Source organism: Yoonia sp. R78084, assembly GCF_044595625.1.
Taxonomy (GTDB): domain Bacteria; phylum Pseudomonadota; class Alphaproteobacteria; order Rhodobacterales; family Rhodobacteraceae; genus Yoonia.
The window spans coordinates 651,770-668,623 of the sequence record NZ_CP138993.1; the positions used below are offsets into that span (position 1 = coordinate 651,770).

A 16,854-nucleotide genomic window follows, 5' to 3' on the forward strand; every position below is an offset into this window, starting at 1 on the left:
GCCCCTGTGATTGCGCCCAATGTGTCCCGTTTCAGTCATAAATGTGGCGCGTTTCAATTTGCTTTAGAGGCTAAATATTACGTAAATAGTTGATATTTAATAATTAAAATTATCCACCTTGATCAATCCTACCCATGATTTCGAGATTGTTTCGCTTTGCGCTTTTGCCGTTTTGCTGCACTGAGTCGCGTTGAGGAGACGCGGTTTGGCCTTGCGTTATGTTCACCTATTGTTCATGGTATCGGCTATGTCCGATCTGTCCTACAGCCCGAGCCTGATGCCCGGCCAGCTTTTGGCGCGGGGGGTCAGCCGCGCCTTGCGGGGACATGATTTTGTGAGTGTCGAAGAGTTGGTGCCGACATCCGGCCTGCGCGTTGATGTGATGGCACTGGGGCCGAAGGGCGAGATCTGGATTGTCGAATGCAAATCCAGCCGCGCCGATTTTCAGTCAGACAGCAAATGGCGCGGATATCTGGAATGGTGTGACCGTTTTTTCTGGGCGGTCGATAGCGATTTTCCAACCGAGTTGTTGCCGGAAGAGACGGGCCTGATTCTTGCTGATGCCTATGACGCCGAGATCATCCGGATGGGGCCTGAAATCAGACTGGCCGCTGCGCGGCGTAAAGTGATGATGCAGAAATTTGCGCGCCATGCCGCGGTGCGTGCGCAGGCCGCGCGCGATCCGGGGTTTATTACCGCTTTTTGACGGCGCGGGCTGCCATTGCCGCGGCCTTGATCTCTTCGGCGATCTCGTCAGCTTCTTCAGGGTCAAAATCCATCGGAATTTCGATACCATCGGCTTCGATGAATATTCGCACCATGCCCAGATCGGTTGGTCCGATTTGCATGTTCGCTTCGATGTCGCGCTCGTTGTTGATACCCATGGTAGCCCCTTAGATTTGCTGGCTTTGGTCCTACAGCGCAGCATGCCGCATTGGCAAGGGGATGAAGCTTTCAGCCCCGACAGTTTCCTTGCGTAGGGACTTGCAATCGTGATCTCATGCCGCTAGATCACCCCTGTTGCCGCCTTAGCTCAGTTGGTTAGAGCACTGGTTTGTGGAACCAGGGGTCCCCCGTTCAAGCCGGGGAGGCGGTACCATCCCTCCCATGCAGTGCCGGAGACGATCATGGGTGAGACGCTCATTACATTTGAAATCGGGCCAAACCCGCCGCCACGCCTTGATAAGGCGCTGGGGCGTGACGTGCCGGAAGAGGCTGCACTCAGCCGGTCGCGGTTGGCCAAGTTGATTGCTGACGGGGCTGTGACCGTGAACGGCGCTGTAATCAGTGATCCTCGTTTCCGGATTGCGGAAGGCGCTGTCGTGGCTGTCAGTGTCGCTCTTGCCGAGGAAAGCCACATTGGCGCGGAAGACATTGCTCTGGATGTGGTTTTTGAAGATGACGATCTGATTGTCGTCAATAAACCCAGTGGCATGGTGGTGCATCCTGCCCCGGGCACCCCGGGCGGGACCTTGGTCAATGCCCTGATCCATCACTGCGGTGATACGCTTTCGGGTGTGGGGGGCATGAAGCGCCCAGGTATCGTGCACCGGATCGACAAAGAAACCACAGGGTTGCTGGTGGCGGCGAAATCGGATCGCGCGCATCATCATCTGGCCGACCAGTTTGCGGCCCATACGGTGGAGCGCCGCTATCTGGCGGTGTGCTATGGCCTGCCGGATCAGAACGATCCGCGCCTGCGCGGGATCAAGGGGACGTCGTTTGAGCCGGGCAATATTCTGAAGATCCAGACGTTTCTGGGCCGTCACCGGACAGACCGGCAGCGGCAGGCCGTGTCCTTTACCAGCGGGCGCCATGCCGTGACGCGGTCGCGCATTGTTGAGCCGTTGGGCACGCCGCCTTGTGCGGCCTTGATCGAATGCTGGCTGGAAACGGGGCGCACCCATCAGATCAGGGTGCATATGGCCCATTGCGGGCACGCGTTGATCGGTGATCCGGTCTATGGTGGGCGGCGCAAACTGTCGCCCAAGGCGATTGGTGAGGCTGGTGTTGCGGCTGTAGCCGCGTTTCCGCGTCAGGCGCTGCATGCGGCGACTTTGGGGTTTGAACACCCTGTTTCAGGCGAATTTCTACAGTTTGAGGCGGAAATCCCCCAAGATATGCGCGATCTTTTGCGCGCTCTTGGCGCTCAGGGCTGAAATAAACGATCCCATGTGCGTGAATGCACGGAAACATGGGTCGCAAAACTGAACTGATTAGTTCATATTCTTTTTAACGGAATCGGATATGACCGCTCTTGAAACCAAATGTTAGCGTTCCCATATCCATGTTAAGCCTTTATACATAGGAGGGCAGATACAGTGAGTAACTACAAGAATTTACCAGCGCCGACGCCGGAAGGTGGCCTGAACCGCTATATGCAGGAAATCCGTAAGTTTCCGATGCTGGAGCCTGAAGAAGAATATATGCTCGCCAAGCGGTGGGTTGACCATGAAGATACGGAAGCTGCGCATAAGATGGTGACATCGCACCTGCGTCTGGCGGCTAAAATCGCCATGGGCTATCGCGGCTATGGTCTGCCGCAGGCCGAGGTGATTTCAGAGGCGAATGTCGGCCTGATGCAGGCGGTGAAACGCTTTGATCCTGAAAAGGGCTTCCGTCTGGCAACCTATGCCATGTGGTGGATCCGTGCCTCGATCCAGGAATATATCCTGCGGTCATGGTCTTTGGTGAAGCTGGGCACGACATCAGCGCAGAAGAAGCTCTTTTTCAACCTGCGCAAGGCGAAGAACCGGATTGGTGCGCTTGAAGACGGTGATCTGCGCCCTGAAAACGTCCAGCGGATTGCGACCGATCTTGGTGTGACCGAGGACGAAGTGATTTCCATGAACCGCCGTCTGTCCGGTGGGGACGCATCGCTGAACGCCACGGTCAGTGCCGATGGTGAAGGTGCTGCGCAATGGCAGGACTGGCTTGAGGACGAGAGCGCGAATACAGCGGCCGAGTATGAAGCTCATGACGAACTTGATGCGCGCCGCGAACTCTTGGCCGATGCCATGTCTGTTCTAAACGAGCGTGAGAAAGACATTCTGATGCAGCGTCGTCTGTCCGAGGAGACTGTCACGCTTGAAGACCTGAGCAGCCAGTATGACGTGAGCCGCGAACGTATCCGCCAGATCGAGGTGCGGGCGTTTGAAAAGCTGCAGGCAAAGATGCAGGAACTGGCGCGCCAGAAGGGCATGTTGGCTGACGCGTAAGGCCGTATCGCTCTCGCAATAATCATCCCCGTCAGCGCTGCTGGCGGGGATTTTTCGTTTCTGCGCGTATTTCCTTTTGGTCCTTGGTGGCGCTAACATCGCGCCAAAGGGGAAACGAACATGAAACCATTGCGCTGGGGCATTCTGGGTGCCGCGAACTTTGCTGAAAAACACATGGGGCCTGCGATACACGCGGCCAAAGGCGCCGAACTGGTAGCCCTTGCCACATCCAGCCCTGAAAAAGCCGCCGGTTTTCAGGCCTTTGCGCCGGGCATTCAGGTCCATGACAGCTATGATGCGCTTTTGGCTGATCCGGCGATTGATGCGGTCTATATTCCGCTGCCAAATCACCTGCATGTGGAATGGTCGCTCAAGGCAATGGCGGCGGGCAAGCATGTGTTATGCGAAAAGCCCATGACGCTCGCGGAGGAAGAGTTTGATCAATTGATCGCCGCGCGGGATGCGGCGGGCGTTTTGGCCGCCGAGGCCTATATGATCGTGCATCATCCGCAATTCATCCGCGCGCGCGAACTGGTGCAAGGCGGCGCAATTGGTACCTTGGTGCATGTGGATGCGGCGTTCAGTTTCTTTAATGATGACGCGGGCAATATCCGCAATCAGCCTGCCGCGGGTGGTGGCGGTTTGCGTGATATCGGGGTCTATACCTTTGGGTCCGCGCGTTTTGTGTCCGGAGAAGAGCCACTTGCAGTTCCCTATGCCAAGCTGCGGTTCGACAATGATGTCGATATCTTTGCGCAGGTCGCGGCGGATTTTCCAAGCTTCAGCTATGCGGCGATGGTGTCGATCCGCATGTTCCCGCGTCAGGAAATCACCTTTCAAGGCGACAAGGGTGTGCTCAAATTGACCTGTCCTTACAATGCCAATGTCTTTGATGCGGCTGTTCTGACGATGACAACCGATGGCCAGACCGTCACGACCGAGCGTTGGCCGGGGGTGAACCAATATGTCCTGCAGGTGGAAAATTTCTGTCAATCGGTGCAGACTGGTGCCGTCTATCCATGCCCGCTTGAGTTTTCGCGCGGAACGCAGAAGATGATCGATATGGTTTTTGCGGCTGGTGGACGGCCCGCTTAGGAGATGACGATGCCCAATGATGATGACCGCTCCGATATTAATGTGGACGACTACGAAAACATCTGGCTGCGCTTGGTGCATATGGTGATCATTGCCGTGCTGATGAGCATGGCCAGCACACTGCTCGGGATTATGACCGTGGCGCAGTTCCTGATTATGTTGGTCAATCAGCGTCAGCCGAATGATCAACTGGCCGAAATGGGCACAACGATGGGTGTCTGGATGGCCAAGGCAGCGCGCTATCAGACCGCCGCGAGTGAGGTGAAGCCTTGGCCATGGACCGAGCTGGATTGAGGCCGCTGTGCGGTCCCGGACTTGATCCGAGACCGCGTCGCACCTAGTCCTCTAACGCTTCCAATTCATCAATGAAACCTTCGATCATCGAAAGGCCCTTGTCCCAGAATTTCGGGTCGGACGCGTCGAGGCCAAAGGGTGCGAGCAGTTCCTTGTGGTGCTTTGACCCGCCAGCACGCAGCATATCGAAGTATTTCTCGCGGAAATCGGGGTCGCCCTCTGCATAGACCGCGTAAAGCGCGTTTACCAATCCGTCGCCGAACGCATAGGCGTAGACGTAGAAGGGCGAGTGTACGAAGTGGGGGATATAGGCCCAGAAGGTTTCATAACCATCCGCAAAATCGAACACCGGACCAAGGCTTTCGGCCTGCACCGACATCCAGAGCGCGTTGATATCATCCGGCGTCAATTCGCCCTCGGCGCGGGCGGCGTGGAGTTTGCATTCAAAATCATAGAACGCGATCTGGCGCACGACGGTGTTGATCATGTCTTCGACCTTGCCCGCCAGCAGGATCTTGCGTTCTTCTTTGGTCTTCGCCCCGTCCAGCAGTTTCTGGAACGTCAGCATTTCGCCAAAGACCGACGCGGTTTCGGCCAGTGTCAGCGGGGTTGAGGACAACAACTCGCCTTGTTCTGCCGCAAGCACCTGATGCACGCCGTGCCCAAGCTCATGGGCGAGGGTCATGACATCACGCGGTTTGCCAAGATAGTTCAGCATCACATATGGGTGGACAGGTGTCACTGTGGGGTGCGCGAAAGCGCCCGGCGCTTTGCCGGGTTTGACGGCTGCATCGATCCAACCCTCAGAAAAGAATGGCTTGGCGATTTCGGCCATTTTGGGATCAAACCCTGCGTAGGCGTCCATCACGGTGGCTGTCGCCTCGTCCCAGTTGACGATCTTGTTGCTTTCCATCGGCAAAGGCGCGTTGCGGTCCCAGACCTGCATCCGCTCCAGCCCCAGCCATTTGGCTTTGAGCGCATAGTAGCGGTGCGACAGACGCGGGTAGGCGGCGACAACGGCGTTGCGCAGCGCCTCGACCACTTCGGCTTCGACATGGTTGGACAGGTGCCGTCCGGTTTGCGGGGTGGGCATCTTGCGCCAGCGGTCTTCGATCTCTTTTTCCTTGGCCAGCGTGTTGTGGATGCGCGAAAAGATTTTGATGTTTTCGCGGAACACCGCCGCCAGCGCGTGGGTCGCCGCCTCGCGCTTGGCGCGGTCCTGTTCGGTCAGCAGGTTCAGCGTTGCTTCAAGGCTCAGCACCTCGTCATCGACCACGAATTCCAGCGCCGCCATGGTTTCATCAAATAGCCGGTTCCATGCTGCGGCACCGACCGTGGATTGGTCATGCAGGAATTTTTCCAGCTCATCCGAGAGCTGATGCGGCTTCATCGCACGCATGCGGTCAAAGACAGGTTTGTACCGCGCGAGGTCCGTATTGGCGGAAAGCAGATCGGCAAGGTGGTCGTCATCAAGCCGGTTGAATTCCAGACCATAGAAGACCAGCGGCGTGGTGGCCGTTGTCATCTTGTCCTGACAATCCGACATGAATTTCGCGCGGTCGCTGTCGGTTGTGCATTGATAATAGCGCAAGCCGGCAAAGGACATGATCCGCCCCGCGATCACGTCGATCTGTTCGTAGCGTTGCACGGCCTCCAAGAGCCCGCCTGCGTCCAGTGTCGCCAGTTTGCCTTCGTAGCTTGCCGCGAAATCCGCGCACTCTTTTTCCAGCCATGCCATATCGCGCGCCAGTTCGGGGCTGTCGGTGGCGGGGTAGAGATCGCTCAGGTCCCATTCGGGCAGGTTGCCAAGATCCTTTCCACCGCTGGCGTTGGCATCAAAGACGGGCTGGGGGAATGGCATAGGGTAACCTCTATTTTTCATGTGTTGGGGCATACATAGGCATTGTTGCGAAAAGTGTTAAGGGCGTTCAGCCGTAGGTGGCCAGCATCTCTTTGAGATCGTCCAGCGTATTGGCCTCATCAACGGGTTTGTCACGCCGCCAGCGCAGCATGCGTGGAAAACGCAAAGCAACGCCGGATTTATGGCGCGGGCTGGCCTGGATGCCCTCAAAGGCGATTTCGAACACATGTTCGGCGGGCACCTGGCGCACAGGGCCAAAGCGTTGCAGCGTGTTCTTGCGCACCCACGCCGTGATTTCGCGGAATTCTTTGTCGGTCAGGCCGGAATAGGCCTTGGTGAAGGGCACCAGATCATTGCCGTCGCGAACAGCGAATGTGTAGTCCGTGAACAGGTTCGCACGCCGTCCGTGCCCTGCCTGGGCATAGATCATCACCGCATCGATGGTCAGCGGATCAATCTTCCATTTCCACCAATCGCCCCGTTTGCGCCCAGCAAGGTAAGGGCTGTCTAGGCGTTTGAGCATCAACCCTTCGGCGTTCAGATCGCGGGATTGGTCGCGTGCGGTGCGCAGATCATCCCATGTCTGGAAAGGGACCGAGGGCGACAGCCGCAGGGGGGCTGTCACAGGGGCATCCTTGATCAGATCCTCCAGCCTTGCGCGGCGGTCTTTCAGAGGTTGATCGCGTACATCCGCCCCCTGATGTTCCAAAAGGTCATAGGCCATCAGGATCACTGGCGCCTCGGCAAGAAGTTTCTTTGGCACCGTCTTGCGCCCGATCCGTTTTTGCAGCGCGTTGAAAGACAGGGGCTTTTCATCAGCGAAGGCCAGCACCTCGCCATCTATCACCGTACCATCGGGCAGGTAATCGCGCAGTTGTGCCAGTTCGGGAAAACGGTCGGTCATCAGGTCTTCACCGCGCGACCACAGGTGGTGTTCGCCGCCACGGACAATCAGCTGACCGCGGATGCCGTCCCATTTGCGTTCCGCGTTCCAATCGGCAGGCGCACCAAGATCGTCAAAACTGTCGAGTTGATAGGCAAGATAGAAAGGGTAGGGGCGCGATAGGTCGGCCGTCGGGTCGTTCGCTTCAATCAGCGCGTCCCATGTGGTGGTGTCCGGTGTCCAATTGCCCATGAGCTTGTGGGTTAGTTCCGGTTCAGGCTGGCCGGTGGCCTGTGCCAGCGCGCGGGTGATGAGTTTTGCGCTGACCCCGATGCGGAAGCCACCGGTTAGAAGCTTGGTGAACAGGAACCTTTCGGTGTGGGGCAAGCTGTTCCATGCCTCCAGAATACCTGATTTGCGTGCGTCATCTTCGAGGGTCGCCAGTGTTCTGATATAGGTGATCCAGTGGGTGAGGGTGTGGTCGCGCGTCGTCGTGGCTGGGGGCAACACCAGCGCGATGGTCTCGGCCAGATCACCGACGATGCTATAGCTTTCCTCGAACAACCAGTCAGGCAGGCCCGCGACCTCTGCCGCCCATTCCCTGAGCCTTGTGGCCGTGATGGTGCGTTTCGGGCGACGCCCTGTGAAAAGCGCAATGGTCCACAGCCGGTCTTCGGGCGTTGCGGTGCGGAAATAATCGGCAAGTGCGGCGGTCTTGACGCTGGTCTTAGTGCTTTCGTCGATGCGGGTGAAGAGGGCGGCGAAGTCTTTCATGCCTCGGCCTCGTCCGCTTGGTCAAACCCTTCGCCCTGGTAATCCGTGCTGACGATATGCGCGTCATAGCCCTGGCTGGACAGCCATTTCTGGAAGGCACCCGTGTAGCCGTGGGTGGCAAAGACCTTGGTCGCACCGGTCGCCTTGATCGCAGCGTTCAGCCCCTCCCAATCGGCATGGTCTGAGACGATGAACCCGCGATCCGCCGCGCGCCTGCGCCGTACACCGCGCAGGGCCATCCAGCCGCTGGCGAATGCAGTGGAGGCCGTGCCGAATTTGCGTGCCCAAGGGGTGCCAAGTGCGCTGGGCGTGGCAAGTACCAATGCGCCGGGGTGGGTTTTATGGGTGGTTTCAGCGGTGACAAGGGTGGTTTCGGGCAGGGTAAAACCCTGGCCGCGCAGTACCGCATTGGTGTTTTCGATCGCGCCGTGCGTCAGGATCGGGCCGATGTCAGTGTTGACGGTTGTCAGCAACCGCTGCGCTTTGCCCAATGCATAGGCCCCGAGGATCGAGGTGCGGCCGGCGGCGGCATTGGCGGCCCACCAATCGTTGATTTGCCGGGCGAGAATGTCTTGGGGCGTCCATTTGAAAATCGGGAGGCCAAAGGTGCATTCGGTGATGAAAGCGTGGCAGGGGACGGGTTCGAACGGTTCAGAGAGCCCGTCGGCCACTGTCTTGTAGTCACCAGAGACGACCCAGACCTCGCCTTTTACGGCCACCCTGATCTGCGCTGAACCAGGCACATGTCCGGCAGGGTGGAAAGAGACGGTTGCGTCGCCGATGCGGGTCTCAACACCGTAGTCTGTGGTTTCGAACGTGATATCGCCCAAGCGGTGCCGCATGACAGGGGCTGTGCCTGTCGTAGCCAGATAGCGGTTCATCCCCCAGCGCGCGTGGTCGCTGTGGCCGTGGGTAATCAGCGCGCGGTCCACGGGGCGCCACGGATCGATATAGAAATCGCCCGCTGGACAATAAATGCCCCTGTCTGTGAAGGTAAGAACGTCGGCCATGATCCGACTATAGGGCGCGAAGAGTGCTGGCCAATGGTGGGGGGTGGGTTTCACCCACCTTACGGTGTAGGGCTGTGGGGTGTTATTCTTGAACGAGGTGGCCCATGGCCCTTGATCCTGCGCTGATTGCGAAAACCTATGAGGCGATCAAACCCGCCACGATGCGCACGCCCACTGTCCATGCGGCCCGCCTGTCGCTGCATCTGGGCATTGATCTCTATCTCAAGCTGGAGAACCTCCAACACACCAACGCGTTCAAAGCGCGGGGTGCCTTGGCCAAGCTTCTGACACTCAGCGATGCGGAGCGCGCCGCCGGTGTGATCGCCTGCAGTGCCGGAAACCATGCGCAGGGCGTGGCCTATCACGCCAGCCGCCTTGGCATTCCCGCGGTGATCGTGATGCCCGAAGGGACACCGTTCAACAAAGTCAAACGCACCAAGGATTTCGGGGCAGAAGTCGTGCTGCATGGCAAGGGTTTTGATGAAAGTGTGCAGTTCACGCTGGATATGGCGGCGGAAAAAGGGATGACCTTCGTGCATCCCTTTGATGATCCGATCGTGGCTGCGGGGCAGGGCACCGTCGCTTTGGAGATGCTTGAACAGGAACCGGATCTTGATGTGATTGTCGTGCCGATTGGCGGAGGGGGACTGATTGCGGGAATGGCAATCGCTGCAAAATCAGTCAAGCCCGACGTGCAGGTGATCGGCGCGCAGGCCGCGAATTTCGATGCAGTCAAAGCGCATTTTGATGACCTGGGCACCAATTTTGGCGGCGCGACACTGGCCGAGGGGATCGCAGTGCGGGAACCGGCTGCGGCGAACCTTGCTGTGATCAAGACGCATGTGGACCGTGTGGAAACAGCGACCGAGGCCGAGATTGAGGCGGCCGTGTTTGATCTTCTGTCTTACGAAAAGATCGTGGCCGAAGGGGCCGCGGGCGCTGGACTTGCAGTTATCGAAAAGCATGCCAAGGATTTTGCAGGCAAAAAGGTGGGGCTTGTTGTTTGTGGCGGCAATATCGATTCGCGGCTGCTCTCGACACTTATTCTGCGCGGTTTGGTGCGCGATGGCCGGATTACGCGCCTGACCTTCGAGATTGACGACACACCAGGCCAGCTTTCGGATATTTCGCGCATTATTGGCGCGGCGGGGGCCAATGTGATCGAGGTGATCCACCAGCGGATGATGCAGAGCGTGTCGCTCAAGCAGGCCGAGCTTGAGATCGTGATTGAAGCCCGCGATCAGCAACATGTGTCCGAAGTGGTCAGCGAGCTACGTGGCGCGGGATTTCAGGTGCGCACGGACAGTGATCTGGCCTAGGCTACAGGCGCCACTTGTTTGTCAAAAAACGCTGTCGTTTCATCAAAGATCATGTCGCGCATTTCGGGCATGTCCATCAGCATCTCGTGCTTGCCGCCTTCAATCACGCGCAACACGCCATTTGGCCATTTCGCCATCCGTTCGCGGATACGCGAGGGATCAACGATCACTTCGTCGGTGCCCAGATAGGTCAGGCAGGGCACCTGCGGCGAGGGGACGGTGCTGAGTTGATGCATTTCACGCAAAGAGGCGTTGAGCCAGCGTAACGATGGCCCGCCGAGACCCAGATCGGGCTGTTGGCGAAGCTGCGTGCCGAATTGCGCCCACATCTCGGGATCATTGGTCAGCGTGTTTTCTTCAAACGTCTCGCGCAACGGATAACTTTCCTCGGACTGGCCGGGCACGATATTCTGGTCGAACCCCAAAGGTGTGCTCATCGCGGAGAGCCCCCATGCGACGGGGCGCAACAGGGTGGCCATCTGGACACCCCACATCGGCGCCGAGAACATCGCGGCCTGAACCTCCAGCCCGTCGATCAACGCGCGCAGTCCGATACATCCGCCCATCGAATGCCCCAGCAGGAAGTAGGGGCGCGGAAGACCGGCTTCTTGTGCATAGGCCAAGGTTGCGGTCACATCTTTTTGATAATCCGCGAATGCACCGACATGCCCGATCGCGCGCTTAGGTGTCATGCGGTCGGCAATGCCTTGGCCGCGCCAGTCAATCGCCAGACTAGCGTATCCGCGGTCTTGCAGGGCTTTGGCGGTATTGCCGTATTTTTCAACATACTCGGTGCGGCCCGGAAAGATCAGCACGGTGCCTTTGGCGCCGGCCAGCGGCCAGTGGCCCACGCGGATGCGCACCCCGTCAGATGTTGTCAGCCAATGGGCGACCCCTCCGGCGGGACCGCCTGCGATATCTTCGAAAAGAGGGGCCGCCTCCAGCATTAGCCTATAACGCCCGCCAGCTTCATGGCTTGGCCCATATCGCCGTCAACACTGAGTTTGCCGGTCATAAAGGCGGTCGTCGGGTTCATTTCACCGTCAAGAATGGCTTTGAACGTCTCGGTCGAGGCCGTCAGGGTCACATCTGCATCGTCGTCACCTGCGTGAGCGCCGTTCTGGTCGATGATGATGCTTCCCTCACCCGCGATCTCGAATTTCGCGCTGCCGTCAAAACCGGCCCCGTCCATCTTTGCGTTCAGGGCGGCGACGGCCTCTGTTACAACATCACTCATTTTTTCGTCCTCTATTGGTTGATATCACCCTGCGACCTCTGGTGTTGGCCGCATAGTGCGCTACATTACCGTTATGGTTATGCACGCACATCGCTTCAAATGTATCGTTACGGCACTTTGCCTTACGGTTGGGTTTTCCTTACCCGCTTACGCGCAACAAAAGCCCTTGGATGAACTTTTTCAAGAGCTCGCCGCCGCGGATGAAAGCACTTATGCGCGTATCGAACGGCAAATCATTGCGCAGTGGGAAAACAGCGGCTCGCCCGCGATGGACCTGCTGCTGCGTCGCGGTAAGGATGCGCTGGAAGACGGCGCACCCGAAGTGGCCGTCGAACATTTCACCGCTTTGGTCGATCATGCGCCCGATTTTGCCGAAGGGTATTATGGTCGCGCGTCGGCTTATTATTTCCTCGGGCGCATTGGCCCTGCTCTGAACGATGTGCGTCAGGTGCTGGCATTGAACCCGCGTCACTTTGAGGCGATGCGCGGTCTTGCTTTGATGATGGAAGAACTAGAGCGCCCCGAAGATGCGCTTGAAGTTTATGAAATGGTTCTTGCGATCAACCCCAATGCACGCGAAGCGCTGGAGGCCGTTGATCGTCTGGAACTGCAGCTTGAGGGTCAGGCGCTCTAGGCACTGGCGCTCCGATTGGTTCGGGGAAGAATATGACGGTGTCCCGGATCACGGCCGTGCTTGGGCCGACGAATACTGGCAAGACGCATTACGCGATTGAGAGGATGCTATCCTACCGCACCGGTGTGATCGGCTTGCCGCTGCGGCTTCTGGCGCGCGAGGTTTACGACCGGATTGTGGCTGTGCGTGGCCCCGGCGTCGTGGCGCTTGTGACTGGAGAAGAGCGGATCGTGCCGCCGCGTGCGGCTTATTGGGTCTGCACGGTTGAGGCGATGCCCGAGGGCATGGGGTGCGATTTTCTGGCCGTTGATGAAATCCAGCTCTGCGCCGATCCCGAACGGGGCCATATCTTTACCGACCGTTTGCTGAATGCGCGGGGCCTGCATGAGACCCTGTTTCTGGGCGCAGAGACAATGCGCGGTGCGATCTCGGCCTTGGTGCCTGAGGCGTCGTTCATGCGCCGTGAGCGGATGTCGCAACTCACCTATTCAGGGTCCAAGAAACTGAGTCGGATGCCTGCACGATCGGCAATCGTGGGGTTTTCGGTCGAAAACGTTTATGCCATCGCGGAACTCTTGCGCCGCACCAAAGGCGGTGCTGCTGTGGTGATGGGTGCGCTGAGCCCCCGCACGCGCAATGCGCAGGTGGAAATGTATCAAAACGGCGATGTCGATTATCTCGTGGCGACCGATGCAATCGGTATGGGGCTGAACCTTGATATCAGCCATGTGGCGTTTTCCTCGCTGACCAAATTTGACGGGCGCCGGATGCGGCACCTGCAACCTGACGAGCTGAGCCAGATTGCGGGCCGCGCGGGGCGGCACGTGGACAATGGCACTTTTGGTGTCACCGGCGAGGCGCCGCCTCTGGACGAAGGTGTCGCGCAGGCGATTTGCGATCATCGCTTTGCCCCGATCAAGAAACTGCAATGGCGCAACAGCCGTTTGCAATTCGGGTCGGTCAAGCGTCTGATTGCCACGCTGGAAGACCGCACCGAGGACCCGTGGTTGACCCGTGTGCGCGAAAGTGATGATCTGGCAGCGCTCAAAGCTCTGGCGATGGACTCCGAGGTGGCCGCGCGTGCGACGGATGGTCCGTCGGTCAAACTGCTTTGGGATGTGTGCCGCGTGCCTGATTTTCGCGGCATCAGCAAAGGTGAGCACGCAGCCCTTTTGACGCATATCTACAACGATCTGCATCAACTTGGGCATGTGTCCGCCAACTGGTTCGCGCTGCAGGTCAAACGCATTGACCGGACAGACGGAGACATTGATACGCTCTCCAAACGGCTCGCGTATATCCGGACCTGGACATATGTGGCACAAAGGAATGGGTGGCTTGTTGACGAATCTCATTGGCGAGATGCAACCCGCGCGGTAGAAGACCGACTATCAGATGCGCTTCATGGCGCATTGACGCAAAGATTTGTGGACCGGCGGACCAGCATTCTGCTTCGCCGGCTCAAACAGAAGGAGAGCCTTTTGGCTGACGTGAATGACAAGGGTGAAGTGACCGTCGAGGGCGAATTCGTCGGACGGTTGGAAGGGTTCCGTTTCCGGATGGACAAAGCAGGCAGCCCCGATGAGGCCAAGACATTGCGTCAGGCCTCTGTGCAGGCGCTGGTGCCGCAGTTCCATTTGCTGGCGGACCGTTTCTATAACGCCCCCGATCCCGAGATTGATTTCACCGAACAGGGCGGCCTGATGTGGGGCAGCCAGGCGGTTGGCAAACTGGTCAAGGGCGACGATCCGTTCAAGCCGGGTGTTGAGGCGTTTGTCGATGAAGAGGCAGGCCCCGATGTCGCCGCCAAGGTGCAGCGCCGTTTGCAGCATTTCATCGACCGCAAGATTGCCGCCGGATTTGAGCCGATTATCGCGCTGAAAAACGATGAGGCACTGACGGGCGCCGCGAAGGGCTTTGCCTTCCGCATGGCCGAGGAGTTCGGGATCATCCCGCGCGGTGAAGTCGCCGAAGAGGTCAAGGCACTGGATCAGGACGCCCGTGGCGCGTTGCGCAAGCACGGTGTGCGTTTCGGCCAGTTCACGATTTTCATGCCGCTTCTGCTCAAGCCCGCGCCGACACGGCTGCGTCTTGTGCTGTGGTCGCTGTCCAAGGGTCTGGGCGAATTTCCTGAAAGCCCGCCCCCCGGTCTGGTGACGGTCCCTGCCGCTCAGGATGCGGTTGCAGGGTATTATGCGATGGCGGGCTACCGCGCTGCTGGTGAACGCGCAATCCGCATTGATATGCTGGAACGCCTCGCCGATATGCTGCGCGACAAAGACAGCCGTGGCGGGTTCGAAGCGAACCCCGACATGTTGTCGATCACCGGCATGACGCTCGAGCAATTCGCCGATCTCATGACCGGTCTGGGCTATAAGGCCGAGAAGGGTGAGCGCGAGAAAGTGAAAGCGGTTGCCGCCGAGGCGCCCGCCGCTGATGCCGCGCCTGCCGCAGAGGTCGCCCCTGCCGAGAGCGCAGCAGAAGAAAAGCCGGACACTGGCCCCGAGATGGAGGTGTTCTATACCTTCACATGGGGTGGTCGGGCGGCACGTCCTGCACGCCCTCAAGGCGATGCCCGCCCCCGTGGCAAAGGCAAGCCGAAGGGCAAAGGCAAACCGCAGGGTGGCGGCAACAACAAACCGCAAACCTTCCAAGCCAAACCCAAGCGCGAAAAGCAGATTGATCCTGACAATCCGTTCGCTGCCGCTTTGGCAGGTTTCAAGAAGGATTGAGCGACCCGCGCCCGACAATCCGGCTGGATAAATGGCTCTGGCATGCGCGGTTTTTCAAATCGCGCAGCCTTGCCGCCGGTGTTGTCACCGCGGGCAAGGTCCGTGTGGATAGCCAGCCTGTCAGCAAACCCGCCCGCGCGATCGGGCCAGGGAATGTGCTGACTTTCGTGCAGGCCCAGGAAACCAAAGTGGTGCGGGTTGTGGCCTGTGGCGAACGCCGCGGGCCTGCGCCCGAAGCGCAAGCGCTCTACGAAGACCTCACGCCTGCACCCAAACCGCGCCCTGCAGAGACGCAGGGAGCGAACCCGCGCTATGAAAAGGGCGGTCGTCCGACAAAGAAAGACCGCCGCGATATGGGGCTAGACTAGCGCGCCAAAGACGATGCCAGACAGGATTGCGCCAGATACGCCCAAACCGATGTAGGCCGCGAACACCCGACCTTTCACCAAGGACCAAACCGCTGCCATCGCGGGGATCGAACTGACCGACCCTGCAATCATGAAGGCCATCGCTGCCCCGTTGCTCATCCCTTGTGCGATCAGCCCTGCCAGCAAAGGTGGGGCAACGTACCCGTTCAGGTAGGCGGGCATGCCGACAAGCGCTGCGATGCCGATGGGCAGGATACCTTCGCCGCCGACGATACCGGCGATCGTTTCGGCAGGGACGTAAGTTACCAGAAGCGCTTCAAGCGCATAGGCAAGCGACAGCCATTTGATTAGGAAGATGCCATTGTGCATGAACTCCTGACCAAAGACGGCGCGGCGCGCAGGCGCGTTCCAGAAGGTCCAGACCGGCTTGCCGTCGAAGGGGTTCGGGCCACAGCCACAGCCTTTGGCCTGCTGCAGTTTCAATGGGTCAGAGAACAGCCCCGCGTGCGTCATCGCTTTGATGGCAAAACCACCCGCCAAACCAAGTGCCACTGCGGCGACAGCCTTGCCGATGGCAAAGGGCCAACCAAGGGCGGCGGCGGTAATCAACAGGGTTGGCGGATCAATCAGCGGGGAGGACAGCCAAAAGGCCATGACAGCGGCAAGCGGTGCGCCAAGCGCCAGCAGTCCCGCGATAAAGGGGATGACTTCGCAGGAACAGAACGGCGCTAGCCCGCCGAAAAGCGCTGCCAGCACGATCATGCGGTTTTCGCGGCCTTGAAAGGCCTTCGCGATCATGGCTTCGGCACCCGCGGCCTTGAGCCCCGCGATCAGAAAAACCGCGAAGGCGATATAGGGCAGAGTGCCCCAAAGTGCGCCTGCCGCGAATGTGATGATCGGCCAGAGGTTGGCGGGGTCAATCGCTGCGACAACCACCGGAACCAGCAATGTGATCGTCCAAGGTGTCGCAAGGTATGTTCGCGCCCGGTCAACCAGAGACGGAGCGGGGCGGGTTGCGTCAGTCATTCTGGTACCCCCATATCGGCGCAGCATTCTTCGAGGATGAAGGCTGCAAGACGTTGCAGGTGGTCAAAGTTCGCGCGGTTCGTGATGGTGCGGCCTTGTTTCTCTGCGCTGACAAGACCCGCGCTGGCGAGAAATCTCAGATGATGGGCCAAGGTTGATGCAGGGATGCCTGTGCGCTGTTGGATTTCGCCCACAAGCAGCCCGTCTTCACCAGCTTTGACGAGAGTCTGGAGAACTTCCATCCGGGGCTCGGATCCCATGGCGGAAAAACCTTGCGTCGCGGTGACGATATCCATTCTTGGCTTACCCTCTATAATTCGATGATTCTAGTTTTATCGAAATATAGGTGGGCATGTCAACAGTGATCAGGACAATGTGCGCGGCATGGCCCTCTGCAGGGCAG

The 16,854-nt window shown here is 58.8% G+C and carries 17 protein-coding genes and 1 tRNA gene; 10 read left to right on the plus strand and 8 right to left on the minus strand.

The genetic code is table 11. From position 1 onward, the window contains the following. Nucleotides 1–247 precede the first annotated feature (247 nt). Entirely contained in the window at nucleotides 248–706 is a 459-nt protein-coding gene (locus tag SJY29_RS03475) for an MmcB family DNA repair protein (protein WP_400086854.1), read from the plus strand. Here the strand turns inward: SJY29_RS03475 and SJY29_RS03480 are convergent. Further along, nucleotides 693–884 (minus strand): DUF6324 family protein, encoded by a 192-nt coding sequence (locus SJY29_RS03480; RefSeq protein WP_110280067.1) that lies wholly within the window; start codon nucleotides 882–884, stop codon nucleotides 693–695. The genes SJY29_RS03475 and SJY29_RS03480 overlap by 14 nt on opposite strands. A 138-nt stretch (nucleotides 885–1,022) precedes the next feature. On the opposite strand from SJY29_RS03480, the gene SJY29_RS03485 reads away from it, so the two are divergent. The 5 genes from SJY29_RS03485 (at nucleotide 1,023) to SJY29_RS03505 (ending at nucleotide 4,607) form a co-directional block, all read left to right on the plus strand. Beyond that, nucleotides 1,023–1,099: transfer RNA gene (locus SJY29_RS03485), tRNA-His, on the plus strand. A 28-nt stretch (nucleotides 1,100–1,127) separates the two neighbouring features. Next, nucleotides 1,128–2,159 (plus strand): RluA family pseudouridine synthase, encoded by a 1,032-nt coding sequence (locus tag SJY29_RS03490; RefSeq protein ID WP_400086857.1) that lies wholly within the window; start codon nucleotides 1,128–1,130, stop codon nucleotides 2,157–2,159. Between the two features lie 162 nt (nucleotides 2,160–2,321). Further along, nucleotides 2,322–3,218 (plus strand): RNA polymerase sigma factor RpoH, encoded by an 897-nt coding sequence (gene rpoH, locus SJY29_RS03495; protein ID WP_055687569.1) that lies wholly within the window; start codon nucleotides 2,322–2,324, stop codon nucleotides 3,216–3,218. A 120-nt stretch (nucleotides 3,219–3,338) separates the two neighbouring features. Further along, entirely contained in the window at nucleotides 3,339–4,313 is a 975-nt protein-coding gene (locus tag SJY29_RS03500) for a Gfo/Idh/MocA family protein (RefSeq protein ID WP_400086860.1), read from the plus strand. Nucleotides 4,314–4,322: 9 nt separating this feature from the next. Beyond that, the gene (locus SJY29_RS03505; protein WP_055294772.1) at nucleotides 4,323–4,607 is read left to right on the plus strand and encodes a DUF4389 domain-containing protein; all 285 of its coding nucleotides are present in this window, start codon (nucleotides 4,323–4,325) and stop codon (nucleotides 4,605–4,607) included. Between the two features lie 43 nt (nucleotides 4,608–4,650). On the opposite strand, the gene SJY29_RS03510 is transcribed toward SJY29_RS03505, so the two are convergent. The 3 genes from SJY29_RS03510 to SJY29_RS03520 form a co-directional block, all read right to left on the minus strand. Further along, a complete protein-coding gene (locus SJY29_RS03510) occupies nucleotides 4,651–6,468 on the minus strand; it encodes a M3 family oligoendopeptidase (RefSeq protein WP_400086863.1) in 1,818 nt (605 codons plus the stop codon). A gap of 67 nt (nucleotides 6,469–6,535) precedes the next feature. Then, nucleotides 6,536–8,125: an ATP-dependent DNA ligase gene (locus tag SJY29_RS03515; protein ID WP_400086866.1), complete on the minus strand. Its 1,590-nt coding sequence runs from the start codon at nucleotides 8,123–8,125 to the stop codon at nucleotides 6,536–6,538. Next, on the minus strand, nucleotides 8,122–9,135 hold the full coding sequence (locus SJY29_RS03520; protein ID WP_400086869.1) for a ligase-associated DNA damage response exonuclease: 1,014 nt from the start codon (nucleotides 9,133–9,135) through the stop codon (nucleotides 8,122–8,124). Before SJY29_RS03520 ends, SJY29_RS03515 begins: the two co-directional genes overlap by 4 nt. A 104-nt stretch (nucleotides 9,136–9,239) precedes the next feature. Between SJY29_RS03520 and SJY29_RS03525 the strand changes: the two genes are divergently transcribed. Next, nucleotides 9,240–10,454: a threonine ammonia-lyase gene (locus SJY29_RS03525; RefSeq protein WP_400086872.1), complete on the plus strand. Its 1,215-nt coding sequence runs from the start codon at nucleotides 9,240–9,242 to the stop codon at nucleotides 10,452–10,454. Here the strand turns inward: SJY29_RS03525 and SJY29_RS03530 are convergent. Together SJY29_RS03530 and SJY29_RS03535 are read right to left on the minus strand one after the other, a co-directional pair. After that, nucleotides 10,451–11,401, minus strand: coding sequence for an alpha/beta hydrolase (locus SJY29_RS03530; RefSeq protein WP_400086875.1), 951 nt, complete (start codon nucleotides 11,399–11,401; stop codon nucleotides 10,451–10,453). The two genes, SJY29_RS03525 and SJY29_RS03530, sit on opposite strands and share 4 nt — an antisense overlap. After that, on the minus strand, nucleotides 11,401–11,691 hold the full coding sequence (locus tag SJY29_RS03535; protein ID WP_400086877.1) for an SCP2 sterol-binding domain-containing protein: 291 nt from the start codon (nucleotides 11,689–11,691) through the stop codon (nucleotides 11,401–11,403). Before SJY29_RS03535 ends, SJY29_RS03530 begins: the two co-directional genes overlap by 1 nt. A 166-nt stretch (nucleotides 11,692–11,857) precedes the next feature. Between SJY29_RS03535 and SJY29_RS03540 the strand changes: the two genes are divergently transcribed. From SJY29_RS03540 to SJY29_RS03550, 3 genes are read left to right on the plus strand one after another with little or no spacing between them, the layout of a single operon-like run. Next, complete coding sequence (locus SJY29_RS03540) at nucleotides 11,858–12,325, plus strand: tetratricopeptide repeat protein (protein ID WP_353652415.1); 468 nt, start codon at nucleotides 11,858–11,860, stop codon at nucleotides 12,323–12,325. 32 nt (nucleotides 12,326–12,357) lie between these two features. Then, nucleotides 12,358–15,057 carry a helicase-related protein gene (locus tag SJY29_RS03545; protein WP_400086880.1) on the plus strand — a complete coding sequence of 900 codons (2,700 nt, stop codon included), beginning with the start codon at nucleotides 12,358–12,360 and terminating at the stop codon, nucleotides 15,055–15,057. Beyond that, complete coding sequence (locus SJY29_RS03550) at nucleotides 15,054–15,425, plus strand: RNA-binding S4 domain-containing protein (protein WP_400086883.1); 372 nt, start codon at nucleotides 15,054–15,056, stop codon at nucleotides 15,423–15,425. Before SJY29_RS03545 ends, SJY29_RS03550 begins: the two co-directional genes overlap by 4 nt. Here SJY29_RS03550 and SJY29_RS03555 read toward each other — a convergent pair. Together SJY29_RS03555 and SJY29_RS03560 are read right to left on the minus strand one after the other, a co-directional pair. Beyond that, nucleotides 15,417–16,451, minus strand: a complete 1,035-nt coding sequence (locus SJY29_RS03555; protein ID WP_110280080.1) for a permease — start codon at nucleotides 16,449–16,451, stop codon at nucleotides 15,417–15,419. The two genes, SJY29_RS03550 and SJY29_RS03555, sit on opposite strands and share 9 nt — an antisense overlap. Then, the gene (locus SJY29_RS03560; protein ID WP_400086887.1) at nucleotides 16,448–16,747 is read right to left on the minus strand and encodes an ArsR/SmtB family transcription factor; all 300 of its coding nucleotides are present in this window, start codon (nucleotides 16,745–16,747) and stop codon (nucleotides 16,448–16,450) included. The genes SJY29_RS03555 and SJY29_RS03560 overlap by 4 nt, the downstream gene beginning before the upstream one ends. Nucleotides 16,748–16,854 lie beyond the last annotated feature (107 nt).